Annotated in this window: 17 protein-coding genes; 14 read left to right on the top strand and 3 right to left on the bottom strand. The window is 41.1% G+C overall.

Translation table 11 applies throughout. From position 1 onward, the window contains the following. Positions 1-33 precede the first annotated feature (33 nt). Together J1N09_RS11185 and J1N09_RS11180 are read left to right on the top strand one after the other, a co-directional pair. Positions 34-684: a rhomboid family intramembrane serine protease gene (locus J1N09_RS11185; RefSeq protein ID WP_265200293.1), complete on the top strand. Its 651-nt coding sequence runs from the start codon at positions 34-36 to the stop codon at positions 682-684. Positions 685-697: 13 nt separating this feature from the next. Then, complete coding sequence (locus J1N09_RS11180) at positions 698-1,378, top strand: SIMPL domain-containing protein (RefSeq protein ID WP_265200292.1); 681 nt, start codon at positions 698-700, stop codon at positions 1,376-1,378. On the opposite strand, the gene J1N09_RS11175 is transcribed toward J1N09_RS11180, so the two are convergent. Next, the gene (locus J1N09_RS11175; protein WP_265200291.1) at positions 1,379-2,494 is read right to left on the bottom strand and encodes a TlpA disulfide reductase family protein; all 1,116 of its coding nucleotides are present in this window, start codon (positions 2,492-2,494) and stop codon (positions 1,379-1,381) included. A gap of 135 nt (positions 2,495-2,629) precedes the next feature. On the opposite strand from J1N09_RS11175, the gene J1N09_RS11170 reads away from it, so the two are divergent. Continuing rightward, positions 2,630-5,017: a GAF domain-containing protein gene (locus J1N09_RS11170; protein ID WP_265200290.1), complete on the top strand. Its 2,388-nt coding sequence runs from the start codon at positions 2,630-2,632 to the stop codon at positions 5,015-5,017. Here J1N09_RS11170 and J1N09_RS11165 read toward each other — a convergent pair. After that, the gene (locus J1N09_RS11165; RefSeq protein ID WP_265200289.1) at positions 5,014-6,225 is read right to left on the bottom strand and encodes a Pycsar system effector family protein; all 1,212 of its coding nucleotides are present in this window, start codon (positions 6,223-6,225) and stop codon (positions 5,014-5,016) included. The genes J1N09_RS11170 and J1N09_RS11165 overlap by 4 nt on opposite strands. 53 nt (positions 6,226-6,278) lie before the next feature. Here J1N09_RS11165 and J1N09_RS11160 point away from each other — a divergent pair, with 53 nt between their 5' ends. Next, positions 6,279-9,983, top strand: a complete 3,705-nt coding sequence (locus J1N09_RS11160) for a metallophosphoesterase (RefSeq protein ID WP_265200288.1) — start codon at positions 6,279-6,281, stop codon at positions 9,981-9,983. Positions 9,984-10,207: 224 nt separating this feature from the next. On the opposite strand, the gene J1N09_RS11155 is transcribed toward J1N09_RS11160, so the two are convergent. Then, complete coding sequence (locus J1N09_RS11155) at positions 10,208-10,999, bottom strand: hypothetical protein (RefSeq protein WP_265200287.1); 792 nt, start codon at positions 10,997-10,999, stop codon at positions 10,208-10,210. Between the two features lie 194 nt (positions 11,000-11,193). Here J1N09_RS11155 and cysQ point away from each other — a divergent pair, with 194 nt between their 5' ends. The 10 genes from cysQ (at position 11,194) to J1N09_RS11105 (ending at position 21,425) form a co-directional block, all read left to right on the top strand. Further along, positions 11,194-11,979, top strand: a complete 786-nt coding sequence (gene cysQ, locus J1N09_RS11150; RefSeq protein WP_265200286.1) for a 3'(2'),5'-bisphosphate nucleotidase CysQ — start codon at positions 11,194-11,196, stop codon at positions 11,977-11,979. Between the two features lie 2 nt (positions 11,980-11,981). Beyond that, on the top strand, positions 11,982-12,440 hold the full coding sequence (locus J1N09_RS11145; protein WP_265200285.1) for a DUF2061 domain-containing protein: 459 nt from the start codon (positions 11,982-11,984) through the stop codon (positions 12,438-12,440). Then, positions 12,440-13,033 (top strand): adenylyl-sulfate kinase, encoded by a 594-nt coding sequence (gene cysC, locus J1N09_RS11140; RefSeq protein WP_265200284.1) that lies wholly within the window; start codon positions 12,440-12,442, stop codon positions 13,031-13,033. Before J1N09_RS11145 ends, cysC begins: the two co-directional genes overlap by 1 nt. Before the next feature lies 1 nt (position 13,034). Next, the gene (gene cysD / locus J1N09_RS11135) at positions 13,035-13,940 is read left to right on the top strand and encodes a sulfate adenylyltransferase subunit CysD (RefSeq protein WP_265200283.1); all 906 of its coding nucleotides are present in this window, start codon (positions 13,035-13,037) and stop codon (positions 13,938-13,940) included. 50 nt (positions 13,941-13,990) lie between these two features. Further along, positions 13,991-15,259 carry a sulfate adenylyltransferase subunit 1 gene (locus tag J1N09_RS11130; RefSeq protein ID WP_265200282.1) on the top strand — a complete coding sequence of 423 codons (1,269 nt, stop codon included), beginning with the start codon at positions 13,991-13,993 and terminating at the stop codon, positions 15,257-15,259. Positions 15,260-15,343: 84 nt separating this feature from the next. Beyond that, entirely contained in the window at positions 15,344-16,597 is a 1,254-nt protein-coding gene (locus J1N09_RS11125; protein ID WP_265200281.1) for an oligosaccharide flippase family protein, read from the top strand. 20 nt (positions 16,598-16,617) lie between these two features. Beyond that, entirely contained in the window at positions 16,618-17,973 is a 1,356-nt protein-coding gene (locus tag J1N09_RS11120) for a phenylacetate--CoA ligase family protein (RefSeq protein ID WP_265200280.1), read from the top strand. Continuing rightward, complete coding sequence (locus J1N09_RS11115) at positions 17,970-19,061, top strand: CapA family protein (RefSeq protein WP_265200279.1); 1,092 nt, start codon at positions 17,970-17,972, stop codon at positions 19,059-19,061. Before J1N09_RS11120 ends, J1N09_RS11115 begins: the two co-directional genes overlap by 4 nt. Next, positions 19,054-20,271 (top strand): O-antigen ligase family protein, encoded by a 1,218-nt coding sequence (locus J1N09_RS11110; protein WP_265200278.1) that lies wholly within the window; start codon positions 19,054-19,056, stop codon positions 20,269-20,271. The genes J1N09_RS11115 and J1N09_RS11110 overlap by 8 nt, the downstream gene beginning before the upstream one ends. Continuing rightward, the gene (locus J1N09_RS11105) at positions 20,268-21,425 is read left to right on the top strand and encodes a glycosyltransferase family 4 protein (RefSeq protein WP_265200277.1); all 1,158 of its coding nucleotides are present in this window, start codon (positions 20,268-20,270) and stop codon (positions 21,423-21,425) included. Before J1N09_RS11110 ends, J1N09_RS11105 begins: the two co-directional genes overlap by 4 nt. The last annotated feature ends 7 nt before the right edge of the window (positions 21,426-21,432 follow it).

The raw sequence follows: 21,432 nt of genomic DNA, 5'->3' as shown, positions 1-21,432 counted from the left end.
CATTGTAAGTACGAATCGATTTCATTAGTCAATATGCAAAACATACATCCCGCAACTATTGCCATTATTGCGGTAAACGTTCTGATATCTCTTAAAGGATTTAGCGATTTTTCTTTTTTCGAGAAGTATAAATTCAACATTGCGGGCATAAGGAGGGGAGAACAGATCCGGATGTTCTCTTCCGGGTTTCTACATGTAGACTATTCCCACTTGCTTTTCAACATGCTTACGCTATACTTCTTTGCCAATGTGGTGATAGGTTCTGTAGGTGTGACCAAGTTCGTTTTGATCTATCTCGCCAGTTTACTGGTCGGTAATCTTTTGTCCTTTTATTTTCACAAGAACGAGTTTCACTATAGCGCGGTTGGTGCCAGTGGAGCGGTCATGGGGATATTGTATTCTGCTATTTTGTTCTACCCGGATATGCGTTTAGGCTTCTTTTTTATTCCTGTTCAATTCCCAGCCTGGGTATTTGGTCTGGCATATTTGTTGTATTCAATTTACGGTATGCGATCAAGATTAGGTAATATAGGTCACGACGCACATTTTGGCGGAGCGATCGCCGGATATGTGCTTACAATCGCCTTCGCACCTTCGCTGCTGGAAACCAGTTTATGGATCGTGGCGATATTAGCAATACCAATAGTTCTACTGTTTGTATTGCACAAACTTGGAAAAATCTGAAACAACCCAATTCATGAAAACAACACTATCAATATTCATTTTAATCTTATCTACAACACTTATGTCTCAAAATAGTATTCAGCCCACCGTGGATGTTTCCGGCGAAGGAATTGTACGGGTGGTACCGGACGAAGTAACCATCAACCTCCGGGTTGAAAATACCGGGAATGACGCCAGGGAATTAAAAAGAGAAAACGACCGAATTGTGAACGAGGTACTTTCGTTTCTGAAGAAGGAAAAGATAGAGGAAAAGTACATAAAGACGGAATACATAAGGCTTAGCAAGAATTACGATTACAATAGCAAATCTTATAATTTTTCAGCAAACCAGGCCATATCCGTAAAGCTTAGCGATCTTGGAAGGTATGAATCTATTATGGATGGATTGCTTACCAGTGGTATTAACCGAATCGATGGAATTTCCTTTTCATCCTCCCAAAGGGCCTCGTTAGAGGCGGAAGCGCGAAAAAAGGCAGTAGCTCATGCTAAAATGAAGGCCGAAGAATACGCTGGCGTTCTTGACCAAAAGGTAGGTAAGGCGGTATCGATAAGAGAAAACGTGAGTTATTCACCACCAACCCCTCTTTATCGTGGGGCAATGGCTATGGATGCCTCAGCCGGAGGTGAACAAACCATGGCACCCGGTGAAATGGAAATCCGGGTGATGATCTATATAAGTTTCGAATTGCAGTAGTTAAGGCCCTAGCAGGGAAGCGATCTTAGATTCCAGTGCCGGACCTCGAAGGTTCTTTGCGATGATCTTGCCATTCTCATCCAGCAGGAAGGTAGCCGGAATTGACTTCACATTGTACATTTGAGCAATGGGGTCCTGCCAGAACTTCAGGTTAGATACGTGGAACCAATCCATATTATCATCCTCAATTGCCTTTAGCCAGCGATCTTTCTGACCAGCTCTGTCCAAGGATACACTAATTATGTTAAGTCCTTTATCATGGTACTTTTCATATACACGCACTACATTAGGGTTTTCGATACGACATGGCTTGCACCATGATGCCCAGAAGTCGATAATCGTGTATTTACCCAAGGTTTCTTTCAGCGAAAGCATTTCTCCTGAAGGATCAGGAGCAGAGAAATCCGGAGCGGTTCCACCGATGTCCGCCTTTTTCATGTTTTCTATCGTAGCTTTCAGTTCAGCAGCAAGCTTAGAGGTTGCTGTCTTTGGTGGAAGTGCATCGGCGAAATCAGATGCCTGGGCCGAAGATATTTCCTTTCTTTTAAGCATTTCAGTTGCTACCATCAATGAGAAGATAGAATTGGAATTCTCCTGAATGAAATTCAGCTTGAAATCAGTTTCTTGCTGCACAAGCTGGGCATTCTGTTGCTGGATCTGTACGGCAAGTAAATTATCCTGTTCCCTTCGGGCCTGCTGAAATTGTTGTCCGAGCGATCTCTTTTGCCCATTGATCTCCCTTATTTTGGCTCCATACTGGCGGTACATGTCGTTTTGCCGACTTCCGCTCACATAGCTAGCTTGTATACTGTCTTTGTATACTGTTACTTTTAAGTCCTCATTCTCGGGAAAGAAGACCACAGATCCTTGCGGATTTTGAAAAGAAAGGTATCCGAGCATCAATTTGTCCGTCTTCGGATATTCAGCACTAAATTTTCCTTGTTGTATGGTAAGAGTATCTACGGCCACCGGTTGATTGTTATCTTCAAGGTTGTACACAAAGATCTGAGTACCATCGGCCATACCTTCCGCAGTGCCATCAATTTTATAAGAATCGGAGTCTGTAGCACAGGAAACAAATAAAACTGTAATGATTAGGGCAAATAATCGTCTCATATATGAAAGTTTGGCTACAAAAATAGCCGTATTTTTTTCGCTACAAAAATTGAGTACTCAAATAATTGTTAATTGTTGTACTGAAAGGCGAGACAAAATTGAATTTGTTTAACTTTGAACTGTAATTAACTGATAATGAAAGATAAAACTACCACACCTCAATTTCCACTCAAGATTGAAGTAAGTTTTCGAAAGCTCTTTGAATCGTATCGAAGCAGACTGGATTCTATGAGTACCCTTCAGCGGGCAAGGGCAGAGGACATTCTCAAACTAGCAAAAGATTTTCCGGTCTTATCGGAAGGTTTTGATTCTGAAGAGGCACTTACGAAGTACCAAAAGCAAGTGGATATGGTTTTGGAAGATTTCTTTGCAGATATACTGGGATCCAACGAAATAAAAATTGCTTCCATCCCTTATCGTTTTGTGATCTTCAGATCATCGGAGCGATTCAAGAATATCATGGCTCATGCAGGTGACGACTTCGAAGTCCAACTGAACAATTTCGATGAAAACGAGGCCTACATTATGGGATGTTCCATTATTTTAAATGCCTACTACGGTTATAAAGTTGATTTCCGAAGGCCATTCTATTACGATATCCCGGACACGAATGGCGTGATGCGTCACTATAAGGTTTTGTATAACGGCGATTATATTGATATTGAGAAAACTGACAAGGCTATCGACATTACACCTGAAGATGTAGCCGAACTCATAGATAATTTTGAAAATATTGAGCTATGGAAGGAGAAGTTCCCACCAAATAGCTGGGTGTTCAAAGGTTTTGTAATAGCCAATATGTTCGATGCTACCATGGACGTTTCTTTGTCTAGTTTTAAAGAGAATCTAATTGGCATCGATTCAAAGGAGGATGATAGCCTAAAGGCTGATTTCAGGAATATCGTTCGTTCGATCTTTGGGTTACCGTCCCTCGAACTCGGTTACGCCATGTATAACCAGGATGAAGCTGTTTTTCAAAGTCCGTCGATGCATGAAAATGCAATGAGCTATATTCTCAACGGGAAGGTAAGCGAGCGATGTAAGGAGTCACTCTGTTCGAATTCTTATGAGAAACTATTTGAGAAGAATGAGATTTATTCGATTTCCGACGTTCCTAAGTTTCATAAGCTCTATCCAAAGAATGTTTTGTACCGAACCCTGCACGAACAGGAGATAGGCAGCGCAATCATTGCTCCACTGGTGAGTCAGGGTAAATTATTGGGTGTAATGGAGATCGTTTCGCCAAACGCCCAGGAATTGAATTCCATCAATGCCAACAAGCTACATGATATTTTACCTTACCTGGTAGATTCCGTTAAGCAGTCTGTAGAACGCGAGACCAATGAGATTGAACTTTTGATTCAAAATGAATGTACCTCGATTCACCCTTCGGTTCATTGGAAGTTCCGAAAAGAAGCGGAAAGAGTTATCCGGTCTAAGTACAAAAAAGATAATCCTTCATCTTTCAGGGAGATCGTATTTAATGATGTGTACCCTCTTTTCGGGCAAATCGATATTAAGGGATCATCTCTGGCCAGGAACTACGCGACACAACATGATCTTATACTCCAGTTACAGCATGTTCAGAAAATAATTAAGAAAATCTGGAAGCTGGAATCGCTGCCTATATACGAGCAGTTGAATTATAGAATTGAAAAATTTGAGGAGGAGATCAAAACCCACTTCGAAGTTGATACAGAACGTCGTGTATTGAGCTTTCTCAAAGATGAGATTGTTCCTCTGTACGATCATTTGGCAAAGAAAAACGAGGCTTTGTCGGCGTTAATTCAGGAGTATTACGAAGAAGTAGACGACTCCAAAGGATTTATTTATAAGCACCGAAAGGAATACGATGATTCTGTGACGCTCGTAAATAAGAATATGGCGCGAGTTCTTGATGTCAAACAGAAAGAAGCACAGAAAATGTATCCTCATTATTACGAGCGATTCAAGACCGACGGGGTAGAGCACAACCTCTATATTGGAGAATCGATCACTAAGAGGGACAGTTTCAACAAAATTTACCTGTACAACCTTCGATTGTGGCAACTACAGGTAATGTGCGAGATGGAGAATAACTTTTATCAACTTAAGGAGCACTTACCCGTAAAACTGGATGTTTCTTCAATGATACTGGTTTTCAATACCTCTTTATCGCTGAGATTCCGAATGGATGAGAAACGATTTGATGTTGACGGAACATACAATGCCCGCTATGAGGTAGTTAAAAAACGTGTAGATAAAGCCAATATTAAAGGAACTGACGAACGAATAACTCAACCGGGAAAAATTACCATTATCTACTCTCAACGTGAAGATGAAAAGGAATACTTAAAATACATAAGTTTCCTTCAGCACAAGAAATTGCTGGACTCGGATGTTGAGATATTTGAATTGGAAGATCTCCAGGGTGTAACTGGTCTCAAGGCGATCCGTGTGAATGTCCTTTATTCAAAACGAACAAAAGATAGCAAGAAAGAGTATTATACGTATGAGGATCTGATGGAACAAATCAAGTCTTAGTTCACCAGGGTATCCACCGAAACAGGTTGTTCCGAGAGGCCGAATGATACTGCAAACGCGATGATCGAAACAATAATCCCAATAACGAAGATCGTATAAGTCCATCTCAGGATGCGATATTTTCTATCCAGCACTTTACCGAGGAAATAGAGGTCCTTGGTAAGTGATGAATAGACGTAATCCCTGTCCTTAAGCAATTCTTCTATCGCCCATTGGTATTGCGATAGTTCCATTTTATGAAAATTTCCGAAGAAAGTAAGGTTAACCGTTTTATTCTTTACATCCTCCTCGGTGAATTCACCGCGGGTTACATTTGGGCGAGTTGCGATTACCGCCAATATCATACTAATAGTGCTGGAGACCACAAAAATCGCCGATGGAACAATAAGAAAGGGGTTAGTGTCAAGCTTCGACAAGAGATTGGCCAGGACCAGGGAAATGATAATTGCGTTTACCGATAGAAGTATATTCGCCTTGGTATCGGCAATGTCGCTAAGTTTTATATGGTTTCGCAAGGCAACCCTGTAGAAAGTTTGAATTCCTCTTTCAGGGCTGGCATCCTTGTATTTCGCTTTTAATTCGGCTTTTATTTTTTCTTTTCGGATCTTTTTTTTCTCTTTTTTTCGAGTTTTTATAAGCTTGGCAAGATTTTGCTCCTTAACGGGTTGCCAGTTCTTCATGGCGTATTCGGTGTAGAATTGATGATCTTCAATTAGCACCCTGATATTTTCGTTCCGCCATTCTTTCGGACTGTAATTCTTTATATCCTGGGCAATTAATTCCTGGCGTAAAAACTCACTGGCTTCCTGGAAATAATCTTTACCGAAGTGCGATGCATCTGCATCCCTGATCATTTCCTCAAGGTGATTATTAGGCTCAATATCAAATTTTGTGGAGAGTATGCATTTTTCAACTTCTTCAATTATATTCTTATCGACATCCTGAGATTTCAAAAATTCCCGGGCTATTCGGGCACTTTCTACTTCGTGACCATCTGTATGCGTTATATATCCTGAATCGTGCAAAAGGGCCGCGAGCTGTAATATATGCGCTTCCTTTTCGTCTACTTCAGAGTTCTCAATGATCTCATTAATACTTTTGAATACACGTTTGGTGTGAGTGTAATTATGATAAAGACAGGAAGTTGGAAGCTTATCCTTGAATAAATTCAATACATAATCATCAGTCGCCTGAATAATGTCGTTCATAGGTCTTATCTTTAATTCAACAAAATACTAAAATAATCATCGCGATTCGTAATATGTGCCTATTTAATCGAATTATAAGCTTACTACTTACACTTGCTCTTTTTGGATGTGGAAGCTATAAGGCAAAGTACCTTTCTGAAGAACCCACAGCACCATCAAAACCATCCGATTCTAATATTGAAAAACGAATTTACCTGATTGGTGACGCCGGAGGTGCAGAACCCGATAAAACCACCGATGCACTTGCCGCTCTGGAAAATTTAATTGACGACCGCGATACCAGCGAAGACCATCTGATCTTTTTAGGGGACAACATATACGAAAAAGGCCTACCGAAAAAAAAGCACAAAAAACGGAAAGAAGCCGAACACCGTATAGATGTGCAGATCGATCTGGCTAAAGAGTTCGATGGTACATCAATGTTTATTCCCGGTAACCACGATTGGTATAGTAAAGGACTGGGAGGGTTAAAAAGACAGGAAGAATACCTGGAGGATAAGTTGAAGAACAATGAAGTGTTCCAACCCGAGAACGGCTGTCCGGTAGAGAACTTTGAGATCTCACCCAAGGTTGCGTTAATTGTTCTCGATACGCAATGGTACATTACCGACTGGGACAAACACCCCACGATCAACGATGAGTGCGATATAAAAACACGAAAAGGCTTTTTCCTTGAAATTGAAGACAAACTTAAAGATAACAACAATAAAACGGTTGTGATCGCAATGCATCATCCCGCTATTACCTACGGGCTTCATGGTGGTTATTTCAACTTCAATAAACACATTTTCGCAAAGGGTAACACAATCCCGCTTCCCGGACTTGCAAGCCTGGTGACACTAGTGCGATCACTAGGAGGAGTATCGCCACAGGATCGATATAACAACAGGTATAACGAACTAATGCAGCGACTAATCACAATGGCAGCGGGTAACGATAAAGTAGTTTTTACTTCGGGACACGAGCATACATTGCAGTATATTGAAGCCAACGGTGTCAAGCAAATAGTTTCAGGAGCGGGAGCCAAGAGAGCCCCTGTCAATCTTGGGAATGGTGCTAAATTTGTAAGTGGTGAACAAGGGTTTGCCGTGCTTGACATATTTAAAGACGGAAGCTCAAAGGTCTCATTCTACGATTCGGCAGGTGGTAAGCCAACCCATATGTTTACTACTGAAGTCTATCCACCTGAAAAACACTATGATGTATCAAGCTTACCCGATGAATTTCCCGAAACTATAAAAGCCTCAATATACGAGAAAAGCAGCACCGAAGTTTCTAGCAGATATGAATGGTTTTGGGGGGATCATTACAGACATATTTATGGTACGGAAGTAGAAGTTCCGGTTAAAACCCTGGATGATTTTTACGGTGGTTTTACTGTTGAAAGAAAGGGAGGAGGACACCAAACACGATCATTAAGGCTGGTAGATCCAAAGGGCCGTAATTTTGCACTTCGAGCCGTGAAGAAAAGTGCCGTGCAATTCCTGCAGACCGTTGTTTTCAAAGATACTTATGTAGAAGAGGACTTCAGGGAAACACTTACCGAAGAAGCGGTTTTAGACTTCTATACCTCCAGTCATCCGTTTGCCGGATTTGTGGTTCCGGACCTTTCCGAAGCCATTGGTGTTTACCATACCAATCCCGTCCTGTTCTATATGCCGAAACACAAGGCATTAGGCGATTACAATGACGAATTCGGAGACGAACTTTACATACTTGAGGAACGTCCCGATGACGGGTTCCTGGATGTTGAATCCTTTGGCAAACCAGATTCGATTGAAAGCACTTCGGATGTGCTTGAAAATTTACGCGATGACGAAAAATACAGAATAGACGAAGAAGCCTTTATCCGTGCTCGCCTGTTCGACATGTTGCTGGGAGACTGGGACAGGCACCAGGACCAATGGCGCTGGTCGCGTTTCGATATTTCGGATGATGAGCGGGTTTACCGTCCGATCCCCAGGGACAGAGATCAGGTTTTTTCCAATTATGACGGGGCCTTGCTGGACTTTATGAAACTGATCATTCCCAGTACAAAACAATTCCAGGAGTTTAATGGAGACTTTAAGGATCACAGGTGGATCAATTTAGCCGGGATGAAAATAGACAGAACCTTCACTCAAAATTCAGGAAGAGAAGTTTGGTTGGAGCAGGCGCGTTTCATCAGTAATAAACTAAACGATGAAGTAATCGATATTGCCTTTAATAAATTACCTCCTGAAGTGATCGATGAGACTTCAGAAGACATAAAAAAGAAATTGAAATCAAGGCGGGAACAGCTAGAAGAAGTAGCGGATGCGTACTATGAATACCTTTCAAAACTTGTAATTATCACTGCGACGGACAAGGATGACCATATCCATATTGAGCGCGGTGACAATTTCACGGAGATTGCGGTTTCCCGTATCAAGGATGGAGAAGTAAGGCCGCCATTCAAAAAGAGAAAAATTTATAGTGCTGAAACCAAAGAGATTTGGGTCTATGGATTGGACGATGACGATGAGATAGTTGTGACCGGAAAACCAAATAACCCCATCCGACTTCGAATAATTGGTGGTCAGAACAATGATAAATATACCATCGAGAACGGGAGAAAAGTCAAGGTTTACGATCACAAATCGAAACCGAATACCATTGTTCAACGAGGCGGTGCCAATATCAACCTTCGGGATAATTATCGCTACAATATCTACCGCTATGATAAGTACGTTGACGGTGTGACCAATTTTATCCCGTCTATTGGATTTAATCCGGATGATGGTATGTTGGTTGGACTGAGCATTACCAGTGCGGTAAAGGGCTTCAAGAACGATCCTTTCCAGGTAAAACACAGTCTGAGAGGCGGGTATTTCTTTGCAACAGAGGGTTTTGACCTTCAGTATACGGGCGAGTTTGCCAATATCCTTAATAAATGGAACGTACTTTTGGGAGGTAGGTTTACATCTGAAAATTTTACTCGTAACTTTTTTGGTTTCGGTAATGAAACAGGCAATCCGGACGATGAATTAGGCATGGACTTTAACAGGGTAAAAACCTCCATACGCAGTGCGAGGCTAGGAGCTGTTAAGGAAGGACATTACGGAAGTCGGATTGAAATTACAGGGCAGATGGAGGCAATTGAAGTTGAGCCCACAGACGACCGTTTCATAAGCCAGGAAATTTCCGATAATGAGTTTTTTGATGATCGCAGATATTTTGGAACCATTGATGTAACTTATAGTTATGCTGGTTACGATGTGAAAGTAGTTCCCACCAGAGGGATGTTCTTCAAACTGAAAACGGGGATAACCACCAATCTGGAAGATAGCGATCGAACCTTTGGTTATATCATTCCCTCGCTGGAATTTTACAACGCGATTACCAGGAACAGGAAGCTGGTACTGCGCACCCAGGCACAGGGACAGGTCAATATTGGGGATTCATTCGAGTTCTACCAGGCGGCTGTTTTAGGTGCCAACACAGGATTAAGAGGCTTCAGAACAGAGCGTTTTAGTGGAGAAAGAGCCCTGGCATTAAGTACAGATCTTCGATATAAATTGGTGAAATTCAATACAGGTCTGCTACCGTTAAAACTTAGTGTGTTCGGGGGGTATGATATAGGACGAGTCTGGATCGACGGCGAGGATTCCAATACATGGAACGATAGTGCGGGTGGAGGATTTATTATTAATGCAATAGATACGATCTCTGGTCAATTCGGAGTATTTAATAGCGATGACGGACTTCGGTTTTCTTTTGTTTTTGGAGTAAGCCTATGATAAACGTATTCTTTTCATCGATGAACGACCACTTTCATCCCATATATTTTGTTGTTGAGCGAAAACCCATTTTCTTAAACACAATTAGTTTTTAAACCATTCGAAACTGTTGTTACTTTGCTCCCGTAATCCTGATATAGTGTTTAAAACGGTGTAAGAAGTTTTTTCATAAAAAGGGATTATATTGGTTAGTTTTAGGCCCTTCCATCCCTGGAGGGGCTTTTTTATTTAAGGGTTAGTTCGTAGATATTACCTCCATAGATGCTCACGCGTTCATCTGCAATATAAAGGGTGGAATCGTTCTTAAAAGAGATGCTTTCTTTCTGTGAATCATGTTGAAGGGAAATTTGTTCAATTTTCCCCCCGAAGAAATCATCTCCCTCGAATTCAGAAAGCAGCCATACCTTGTCATGACTCAAAAGTGCAATTTTAGTCCTACTCCTGTTGATTGAAGCTGCGGTTATCATACATGTTGATTTCTTTGAACAGGTTTTATAGCTTCCAATTAATTCAGCGATTGCTTCGCCCGGTGTGTCCGGCAGCCTGTATACTTTTGTTGTGCCGTCGAACTTAGAACTGCGATTCTTGGTGAATAGGTAAAGACTGTCGTTGAAACTAATAAAAGCTTCCACATCGTAGTTTCTTTTCGATCGTTTGGGTGGAAACTTTTTCTGATCCTCATAACGAAAGGAAATCTTCTCCGCTTTGTATTTTCCACCTTTCTTTGCTTCTGAGCTCAATTTGTAAATAGCCAGGTTCTTTCTTTTATTACTATTGTTCCCGAAATCGCCAATGTAGATACTTCCTTCCGTGTCTATCGCCAAATCTTCCCAGTCCTCGTTCTTGGCATTAACAACCCGGATGGTTTTGTCGATCTTATTAGTAGTTGGATTGTAGCCGTATACTTTGGGGTCGTTTCCGGAATCGTTTATACTCCACAATATTGTTTCTCCTTCAGCAGATTCGAAACCACTAATTTCTTTCATGATTCCAGGCAATGAATGAATAGTTTTCATTTTTCCTGAATTCTGGCAGTTGGTCACACTTACCGAAATCAAAGAAAGTAAAACAAACTTGTATATTTTATCGAGATTAGTCATAGCACGAAGTCAAAGATAATGCGAATTTGTGAAGGTATAATATGTAGGGAAATATGATAAATATTACCCTATTTGTTGTAGCTTTGTCCACTTGAAAAACGGCCCTAATCATGAAAACCAATCTTCACACTGCCCTTCGTGCAGCCATTGATGGAGGCATAGAAATAATGAAGGTGTATGCGACCGATTTTGACGTCGAGATCAAAGGGGATAATTCTCCTTTAACGGTGGCGGATAAAAATGCAAATGAGGTCATCAACAACTATCTCGTTGAAACAGGAATTCCAATTATAAGCGAAGAAAACAAACAACTTTCATTTGAAGAGCGAAAAGACTGGACCCAATGTTGGATCGTCGATCCTCTGGATGGGACCAAGGAGTTTGTAAAGAGGAATGGAGAGTTTACTGTAAATATCGCCCTGGTTGAAAATGGAAGTCCTATTCTGGGAGTCATTTATGTACCAGTTGAACAGATGTTATATTTTTCTTTTGAAGGTTCTGCCAGAAAGGTACACATAGAAGATCCTTCAGAAGCAATTGATACCATTATCGATGCTTCAGAGGTCTTAGCGCCAGCTCAATCAATGGACCCTCCTGTGAAGGTTGTGGGGAGTCGGTCTCATCTTAATGACGACACTCGTTCTTTTATAGAGAAGATCGAAGAGAACAAATCGGTAGAGATAGTATCTCGCGGAAGCTCGTTGAAGTTCTGTCTTGTCGCCGAAGGGAATGCTCATATTTACCCGCGTTATGCGCCTACTATGGAATGGGATACAGCTGCCGGTCAAGCAATTTGTGAAGCTGCTGGAGTAAAGGTTTTGCAGGAAGCTACCGGAGAACCTGTGCGATATAACAAGGAAAACCTTTTGAATCCCTATTTTCTGGTTACTATCTAACTATGGTTAAGTACAAACAGGAATCGCATTTGCGAAGCATTTTGAAAGGTATTTCCTGGCGCTTTATCGCGACCACGGATACCGTTCTTGTTGCCTTGCTTATCACCTGTTTATTCGGACAATGCAGTTTAGAGAATGCACTTAAAATTGGAGCTGTTGAGTTTCTACTGAAATTGTTGGTGTACTATGTACACGAGAGAATATGGCAACGATTCCGCGATGGAGCAGTAGTAACCAAGTTGAGTACGGTTTATAAATCGATCTCATGGCGCGTAGTGGCTACTTCCATGACCTTTGTTATTTCCGGGGCCATACTGGAAAAATTCGATGAAATTGCTCTTTTTATAGCTCTAACGGAGCTATTTACTAAATTTGTACTTTATTATTTACACGAGCGTTTATGGTTGCGACTGCCATTGGGGCGTATTCGTAATTATTTTCTTAAACGATTGAAACGATAATGCAGGAGAATATCATTCCACATCAATTCAGTATTAACAAAGAAGACCGCACGGCTCTTAAGGGTCATCGGTCGTTTTTACTTTGGTTCACTGGTTTGTCGGGATCTGGAAAATCAACGATCGCAAACGCTGTAGAGAAATACCTGGTAGATCAAGGAATACACACCTATACCCTGGATGGTGATAATGTGAGAAAAGGACTCAATAATAATCTTACCTTTTCCCCCGAAGACCGAACTGAAAATATCAGACGGATCGCTGAAGTTGCTAACCTGATGGTAGACGCCGGACTAGTTGTATTGGCAGCTTTTGTGTCACCATACAAAGTCGACAGAGAGAACATAAGAAATATTGTAGGTGCGGAGAGTTTTGTTGAGATCTTTGTAAATACGCCGTTGGAGGAATGTGAACGCAGGGATGTGAAAGGATTATACGCCAAGGCAAGGGCAGGGGAGATTCTGAATTTTACAGGAATCAACGCACCATATGAGGCTCCTGAGCATCCGGATATCGAGATCGATACCACCCAATATACGGTTGAAGAGGCCGTTTCAGAAATAGTAAAACATATTAAAACCAAATTGGTTAAGTAGCATGAGTAAGTATTATTTGAATTACCTGGACGAATTGGAGTCGGAAGCCATCTATATTTTAAGAGAGGTTTGGGCGCAATTTCAAAATCCTGTTATCCTGTTTTCGGGAGGTAAGGATTCCATTGTGGTTACCCACCTGGCGAAGAAGGCTTTTTATCCATCGCGTATCCCTTTTCCATTGATGCACGTGGATACAGGGCATAATTTCCCGGAGACCATCAAATTCAGGGATGATCTTATCGAAAGTCATGGAGTGCAGTTGATCGTTGGATCCGTTCAGAAATCCATCGATACAGGGCGTGTAGCTGAGGAGAAAGGAAAAAACGCTACCAGGAACGCACTTCAGATAACCACCTTGCTAGACGCAATTGAAGAACACAAGGTAGATTGCGCCATAGGTGGAGGACGCAGAGACGAGGAAAAGGCGAGAGCTAAAGAGCGATTCTTTTCGCATAGAGATGATTTCGGACAATGGGACCCGAAGAATCAACGACCCGAACTTTGGAACATCCTGAATGGGAAACATTTTGAAGGAGAACATTTCAGGGCCTTCCCAATAAGTAACTGGACCGAAATGGATGTGTGGAATTATATCCTTAGAGAAAACATAAGTATCCCTTCCCTGTACTACGCTCACGAGCGAAAGGTAGTTTGGCGACAGCAGTCGTGGATCCCGGTTTCGGAACATTTGAAATTGGAAGAGACCGAAACCATAGAAACTAAAAAGATACGTTTCAGAACCCTGGGGGATATAACGATTACCGGTGGAATTGAAAGTGATGCAGACTCATTAGAGAAGATCGTAGCAGAAGTTTCAGCAATGAAGCAGACCGAGCGCGGTAATCGAAGTGACGACAAGCGAAGTGAGACCGCCATGGAGGACAGAAAACGACAAGGGTATTTTTAGTCCGAAGCGATAAAACAAACAAACGGTAGAATTAAATTCAGCATAAAATAATGAATGCATCAACCCAGATCGATAACAATCAATTACTGCGATTTACGACCGCGGGAAGCGTAGATGATGGTAAAAGTACCTTAATCGGGAGATTGCTCTACGACAGTAAGGCGATATTTGAAGATCAGCTTGAGGCCGTGGAGACCACAAGTAAACGTAAAGGACATGAAGGCGTGGATCTTGCTTTGTTTACGGATGGTCTAAGAGACGAACGCGAGCAGGGGATCACCATAGACGTTGCCTACAGATACTTTACCACCCCGAAACGAAAATTTATTATTGCTGATACTCCCGGGCATATCCAGTATACCCGTAACATGGTAACAGGGGCCTCAACGGCAAATGCGGCCATTATTTTAGTAGATGCCAGAAATGGAGTAATCGAGCAAACCAAGCGTCACGCTTTTATCGCTTCACTATTGCAGATTCCTCATATTATTGTTTGTATCAACAAGATGGATCTTGTAGAATACAAAGAAGATGTGTACGAGAACATCATACAGCAATTCGAGGAGTTTTCTTCTAAACTCTATGTCAAGGATATCCAGTTTTTGCCTATCAGCGCTTTGAATGGGGATAACGTAGTTAATCGATCCGAGAAAATGGATTGGTATAAAGGGGCGCCGTTACTGCACACCTTAGAGCATATGCACATTAGTAGTGACCTTAACAAAATAGACGCCCGTTTCCCAGTTCAGACGGTTTTGCGTCCGCAACGAGAAGGATTTATCGATTATCGCGGTTATGCCGGACGAGTAGCGAGCGGAATTTTCAGACCTGGTGACAAAATTACCGTGATGCCTTCCGGGTTTACTTCGGTAATTAAGTCGATAGACACCATAGAAGGATCGCTGGAAGAAGCGTATGCACCTATGTCGGTTTCCATAAGTCTTCAGGATGATATTGACGTGAGTCGGGGTGATATGATCGTTCGCACGAATAATAAACCCGAGGCCTTGCAGGAATTCGATGCTATGCTCTGTTGGTTGCATAACGACTCGGCAAAACCGAGGGCGAAGTATACCATCATGCATACCTCGAACGAACAGAAAGCCATGATCAAGGCAGTTACTTACAAGATCGATATCAACACTTATAACCGTGAGACGGAGGATAAGGAATTACACATGAACGATATATGTAGGGTTAAGATCAGGACCACAAGGCCGCTTATGATAGATGAGTATCGCGATAACCGTATTACGGGTAGTTTTGTTCTAATCGACGATGCTACTCACGAAACAGTTGCGGCGGGGATGATAATTTAGGACGGTATTCGTGGTAGCATTATATTTCTGTATCACTTTCGGGAGATAATACTCCCATGCAAAGCGCACTAAGGAAACCGCAAAATGATTAGAAAGTTTTTGGGACAATTGAGGAAGGATGATAACAGACGTTTGATTTCCAACTTTATCTCACTTGTTTCTGTTAAGGGATTCGACCTACTGATTCCTCTATTCATTCTCCCTTATTTGGTACGTACGTTGGGTATCGATGTCTTTGGACTTACTCAGTTTTCTCTTGCTTTTGTTATGTACTTTGGAGCCTTGATCCACTATGGTTATTCCATAACTGCTGTCAGGGACATAGCCAGATCTCGCACAAACGCAAATACCCTTTCCCGGGTATACAGTAAATACTTTTCGGTGGCTATGGTTCTTCTCCTGCTTAGCTCGGTAATGCTGGTAATCATTTTATTGCTGGTTCCAGGTCTGAGAGAGGATTGGTTGCTTCACGTATACACCTTTTATTTTGTCGCCATGCAATCACTATTTCCGTCTTGGTTCTTCCAGGGAATGGAAAAAATGAGATATATAGCCTTCATCAATCTTTCCACAAGAGTAATGTTCCTGATATCCTTATTACTTCTTGTGAAAAATCCTGAAGATTACCTGTTAGTTCCTCTTCTCAATGCGTTCGCAATGACGTTGAGTACTCTGATCTCCTTCTGGTTGATTCATTCGGTTTTCAAGGTAAAATTAGTTCGATCCAGCATTTCTGAAATGAAAGGTGTCATTGTAGTAGGGCGCCATGCTTTCATTTCTTTATTCTCACCTACGCTTTACACGACCACGACCACCTTCCTTCTCGGTATAACCACTTCGAATTATGTCTTAGGGATCTACACTTCCGCAACGAAATTGATCGACGCCCTGAATTCTCTTGGCCTTCTGATCTCTAACACCTTTTTGCCCTACTTATCAAGGAAGATCAGTAAACATGGTGGCTTCAGTAAAATTATGCTAGCGTCGGGTGCTATTCTTACACTAGGTGCGTTTTTCTTTGCAGATATCATCATCGAATTCATGTACGGGTCCGATAAGATGGTAATCTCGGAATATTTCATGTGGCTTGCGCCGATGGTAATGTTTATCTTTATTCGTTTTACGTACGGACCGAATTTCCTTATGCTGATCGGCAAGGAAGTGGTTTATAAGAACATAGTACTGTATAGCTGCATACTGTTTTTCCTTATAGCATTGGCCATAGTTCCATTGTTTGATATTTACGGTGCGATCAGTATCATGCTGGGTACATCATTGCTTATGGCGATATTGACATTTTACTTTTACCGGAAAAATATGGGTGTACTACGTAAATGATTAGAATTAGTCAATAATAGATGATTAAAAGGATCTATAAAATATTACCAGTCTGGGCACAGGATCTTGTGATCTCAACCTATGGATATCTGATATACCGGCAGAGATATGGGACTGTATACAGGAAAAAACTGGAATATTTTCTGAACAAAGACTATACCTCAATAGAAACAGAAAGAGAACTGCAGATAGAAGCCTTGCGCGATTTCCTTGACTATGCCGTAACCCACAGCCCTTTTTTCGGGGAGTTGTACAAGGATGTTGATCTAAGTACTATAAATTCTATTTCAGATCTGAAGAAATTGCCTGTGATAGATAAGGAGATGGTTCGTGCTAACCTTGACAAGATCTATACTATAAAAGAAAAGGATGCTGTGGTTTCATTCACCGGAGGAACGACGGGTAAATCATTGAAAGTTTTATTCACTAAAGAGGATATGCAAACCCGAATGGCCTATTTGGACGCATTTAAATTCAGACTTGGTGTAAATCCTTTCAAATCCCGGAAAGCAACTTTTAGTGGTAGATCGTTAATTCACGGCAAAAAATCGGGCAGGTACTGGAGGAACAATTACTCTTATCGGCAACGTTTATATTCAACGTTCCATATTTCACAAGATACTATTCCTGCATACATTAAAAACCTGAATGAGTATAAACCAGATGTGATTAACGGATTCGTATCGGCTATTTATGAACTAGCAGAATATATCATCAGGACGGGCTCAACGATTAACTTCACACCAAAAGCCATATTTACTACTTCGGAAAGTCTTACTCAGCACCATCGGGATACTATAGAGAAAGCGTTCAGCTCGCCTGTTTACGATCAGTACGCTTCGGCAGAGGGAGCACCTTTTATCACCGAATGCATCAATGGTTCCTTACATTGTAATCTGGATACGGGAGTAATTGAGCGTAATGAAAAGGGCGAAATGGTTGTGACCTCTTTTTTTACAAGGGGAACACCGCTAATTCGGTATAACATAGGAGATATTATTACATTTGACTCGGGTAGCTGCTCTTGTGGAAACTCACATCCTCTGGTAGCCAGAATAGATGGCAGGAAAGTGGATTTCTTGTATAACGACTCCGGTTTCAAAGTGAGTCTCAGTCACCTGGCAGATGTTATAAAAGGTAACCCGAATAGCGTTATCAAGATGCAGTTCATTCAACACGATCTAATGCACATCGAGGTACTATTAGAAGTGGACTCTGCAATCTACACAGCAGCGGATGAGGAAAAGATAATTAAAGAGTTGCGTTACAGATTTGGATCAGCTATGAAGATAGAAATTAAAAAAGTTGATACGATTCCAAGGGAGTCAAGCGGAAAATTTTCTCTAATAAAGAACTATTGTAGAGCTAAGGTATGAAGGTAGCATTGTTAGGTGATATTGCTTTTTTCGGAAGGTTTTCCTTACCGAACAATCCGTCCCTATACGATTATTTTGAGAAGGTTTCTGAAAAACTGAAGTCCTACGACCTCGTTATTGGGAATTTCGAGACGCCTTTTATTACCGAGGACCATAAAACATTTGGATATAAATCTGCTTATATAGGCTCGGATCCCGCGAATATAGAATTGCTGAAATACCTCAACGTGGATGCAGTAAACCTCGCAAACAACCACATTTTCGACTACGGTGAGGAATCCTACGAATATACTAAGCAATTACTCGATCAGCATAATATCCGATTTTTCGGTATAGATAATAAGCAAGTAGTACTTGATGAAGCTGGTGTGAGAATTGCACTCGGTGGTTTCTGTTGCTATTCAACGAATCCACTTGGCATTGCATCTGCATCACAGAGCGGAATAAATGAATTAGAATATTCACGAGCAGCTGAATTCTTAGAAGAGAACAATAGAAGGGGGTATGTGTCAATATTTAGTGTTCACTGTGGCCAGGAGCATGTAAATTTCCCAAACTACGATCATATTGAATTTGCCAGGAAACTCTCTGGTATCAGTCCTTTTATTTTTTATGGGCATCACCCACATGTGGCACAGGGTATAGAATTGGTAAACGATAGCCTAATAGCTTATAGTCTTGGAAACTTTTGTTTCGATGATGTCTACACAAGTAAGTCCAAACTACCGCTGGTAAAACAAACTCGGAATAATAAGGAGTCTTTTATCCTTGAATTGGAGATAGATGATCATAAATTAATAAGACATTCAGTAATTCCCATATTTGCTGGTGAGGAAGAAATGGAACTCAATGCGCCAGAGATCATGGAAAAGATACGGGTGTATTCAGAAGCATTACGAGAAGATAAACACTCTTATATCTCAAAGCGATCTTCGCTACTTGAAACCTATTTAACTGAAAGGCGAAAAAAGAGAGATATCAATTGGTACATTAAACGTCTGAATTTTAAATCGATACGAATGATTCTTTCAGCAAGACGAAATGCCAGATTATACCGAAAAAGTGTAAGCGATCAAATTAATGCGTAGCTGGAGCCTAAATACATTTGAAATTGGATTACTGATTTCGGTACTGCTAACGCCATTTACGATGTTACGTCTTGGGGTTTTGGGCGTTGGAGAGTTAGGTGTGATGCTGCTGTTTTTAGTTGGTCTGTCCTCGGGATATATTAGTAACCTTTCTGTAGGGCTTAGGTTCTCCAGATTCTGGTTTATTTTTATTATCGTTTCCTTCCTGGGATTGACGTACAATTTTTTGTTTCCTATTTCAAAAACACCACCTAACGAGGTTATATTCTTCGATCTAACCGCCTACCTCTTTATTTTTCTAACATCTGTTACTATCGAGAATCTTTATCAGAGTGGTAAGCTAAACTTCTATAACCTGCTCAAGCATGTCTACCTGTTTTCCGGTATACTTTTTTTTATACTGTTTTTGCTAAACCGAGTCACAGATTCCATCGCCGGATTGCCACTGAATTATTACGGTCGGTTCTCGCCTCTTGCAAATAACTTACACCATGTCGCTATGTTTCTGGCACCAATGACTTTTGTGGGACTACTGGTATTGGAAAACGAAAAAAGACGCGGAATAAGGCTGCTAACATTTTTATTAATTCTGCTTTTTTCGTTTCTGACCTTTCAGACAGGTTCATTCAAGGCTATTGCAGGCTTGTTGTTAGGAATGGCGCTATACTTTGGAGTAATGGCCGTAAAGCGTTTAAAACCCTCTTATCGAAAGCCTGTAAGTGTATTGATCTTTGTGTCACTTATTATTATAGCACTTTTAAATCTTGAGTTCATCAATGATATGTTATGGGGATTGTTTAGGGCTGAAGACCTGCAGGAGGGTAGATCTTCTTTGTACCAGAAAGGCATTGAGGTGAGCCTTAAGTCGCCGATAATTGGCCTGGGGCCGGGAGCACATATTTATCAAAACGGACAATTCTGGGATTCGCATCAAACGCTACTTACGGTATTCCTCCAAAGCGGCATTGTTGGACTTTTCTTAATTCTTAAATTAGGATATGATATTGCAAGAAGCCTGGTTGGAACCATGGCCCTTGTGGCAGGGAGTATCCCAATTCTTACCTACGCTATGGGAGGGGATATTATGAGAAGATTACCAGTCTGGCTGTTGCTGCTGTTTTTCTATTATTGTACAAAACAACTTCAAAGTAATCCCGAAACAGTGGAAAGCTCGGCGTTGAAAATAAATCAAGAAACTTCTGAAGTATGAAACGGAAATTGGTGCGAATCACAACGGTGCCCATCTCTCTGGAGAAACTTCTGGAAGGACAACTTGCATTTATGTCTAACTATTTTGATGTTATTGCCGTTTCGTCTTGTAAACAGCAATTGAATGCATATGGAAATAAAGAGGGAGTTCGAACCTATCATTTGCCAATGACCAGGAAAATAACACCATTAAAGGATCTTTATTGTGTATACAGGCTCTATCGGTTTCTAAAGAAGGAAAAACCCGTAATAGTTCATACTCATACACCCAAGGCTGGAATAGTAGGTATGATGGCGGCGCGATTGGCTAGAGTTCCAATAAGGCTGCATACAGTAGCTGGACTCCCGCTTATGGAGGCCAGCGGCTTCAAACGCAAAATATTGAATGTTGTAGAGAAGAAAACCTATTCTTATTCTACCAAAGTCTTGCCTAATTCTAGAGGTCTAAAAGAAATTATAGTCGAAGAAGGATTTTGCTCAGCTTCCAAACTTGAAGTATTGGGTGAAGGAAGTAGTAATGGTATAGACTGTGACTATTTTTCTCCACAGCATTTTACCAAAGAGCAAATTTGGGCAAAGCGGGAGGAATTGGGAATCTCAAGCGATGATTCTGTATTCGTTTTTATTGGTAGAATTGTGAAGGATAAGGGGATTGATGAATTGGTAAGGGCGTTCGAGCTACTTGCTAAGGAAATGGATAATTGCAAATTGCTGCTCGTAGGACCTTTTGAGAATGATCTCGATCCTGTTTCGGCTAATACTCAGAGAACAGTTAATGAGCATTCTTCTATAATGTGTACTGGATATCAAGCTGATGTTCGTATTTATCTGGCTCTTAGTGATTTCATGGTATTTCCAAGTTATCGGGAAGGTTTTCCTAATGTTGTGATGCAGGCTGGAGCTATGGAATTGCCCGTGATCGCTTCGAATATCAATGGTTGTAATGAAATAATCGAGAACGGGGTAAATGGATTACTCGTCCCTGTGAAGGATGCTGAATCTATCTATCGCAGTATGCAGCAACTACTTCAGGATAAAAAACTTTCAGAAGAATTAAAAAACAATGCCAGAATGCGCATCGTGGAAAGGTATGATCGTCTGAAAATGTGGAATACTATCCTGGCTGAATATGAACGACAACAAGCAAATCTTTAGTAATTTT

It is taken from the genome of Aureitalea sp. L0-47, from assembly GCF_026126405.1.
In the GTDB taxonomy this organism is placed as follows: domain Bacteria; phylum Bacteroidota; class Bacteroidia; order Flavobacteriales; family Flavobacteriaceae; genus Pukyongia.
The sequence above is the reverse complement of the archived record's forward strand: the minus strand, read 5'-3'. Positions and strand labels throughout refer to the sequence as shown.

Excerpts from the sequence above, each read along its gene's own strand:
- J1N09_RS11185 (WP_265200293.1), top strand. The coding sequence starts at position 34 with ATGCAAAACATACATCCCGCAACTATTGCCATTATTGCGGTAAACGTT.
- J1N09_RS11180 (WP_265200292.1), top strand. The coding sequence starts at position 698 with ATGAAAACAACACTATCAATATTCATTTTAATCTTATCTACAACACTT.
- J1N09_RS11175 (WP_265200291.1), bottom strand. The coding sequence starts at position 2,494 with ATGAGACGATTATTTGCCCTAATCATTACAGTTTTATTTGTTTCCTGT.
- J1N09_RS11170 (WP_265200290.1), top strand. The coding sequence starts at position 2,630 with ATGAAAGATAAAACTACCACACCTCAATTTCCACTCAAGATTGAAGTA.
- J1N09_RS11165 (WP_265200289.1), bottom strand. The coding sequence starts at position 6,225 with ATGAACGACATTATTCAGGCGACTGATGATTATGTATTGAATTTATTC.
- J1N09_RS11160 (WP_265200288.1), top strand. The coding sequence starts at position 6,279 with ATGTGCCTATTTAATCGAATTATAAGCTTACTACTTACACTTGCTCTT.
- J1N09_RS11155 (WP_265200287.1), bottom strand. The coding sequence starts at position 10,999 with ATGAAAACTATTCATTCATTGCCTGGAATCATGAAAGAAATTAGTGGT.
- cysQ (WP_265200286.1), top strand. The coding sequence starts at position 11,194 with ATGAAAACCAATCTTCACACTGCCCTTCGTGCAGCCATTGATGGAGGC.
- J1N09_RS11145 (WP_265200285.1), top strand. The coding sequence starts at position 11,982 with ATGGTTAAGTACAAACAGGAATCGCATTTGCGAAGCATTTTGAAAGGT.
- cysC (WP_265200284.1), top strand. The coding sequence starts at position 12,440 with ATGCAGGAGAATATCATTCCACATCAATTCAGTATTAACAAAGAAGAC.
- cysD (WP_265200283.1), top strand. The coding sequence starts at position 13,035 with ATGAGTAAGTATTATTTGAATTACCTGGACGAATTGGAGTCGGAAGCC.
- J1N09_RS11130 (WP_265200282.1), top strand. The coding sequence starts at position 13,991 with ATGAATGCATCAACCCAGATCGATAACAATCAATTACTGCGATTTACG.
- J1N09_RS11125 (WP_265200281.1), top strand. The coding sequence starts at position 15,344 with ATGATTAGAAAGTTTTTGGGACAATTGAGGAAGGATGATAACAGACGT.
- J1N09_RS11120 (WP_265200280.1), top strand. The coding sequence starts at position 16,618 with ATGATTAAAAGGATCTATAAAATATTACCAGTCTGGGCACAGGATCTT.
- J1N09_RS11115 (WP_265200279.1), top strand. The coding sequence starts at position 17,970 with ATGAAGGTAGCATTGTTAGGTGATATTGCTTTTTTCGGAAGGTTTTCC.
- J1N09_RS11110 (WP_265200278.1), top strand. The coding sequence starts at position 19,054 with ATGCGTAGCTGGAGCCTAAATACATTTGAAATTGGATTACTGATTTCG.
- J1N09_RS11105 (WP_265200277.1), top strand. The coding sequence starts at position 20,268 with ATGAAACGGAAATTGGTGCGAATCACAACGGTGCCCATCTCTCTGGAG.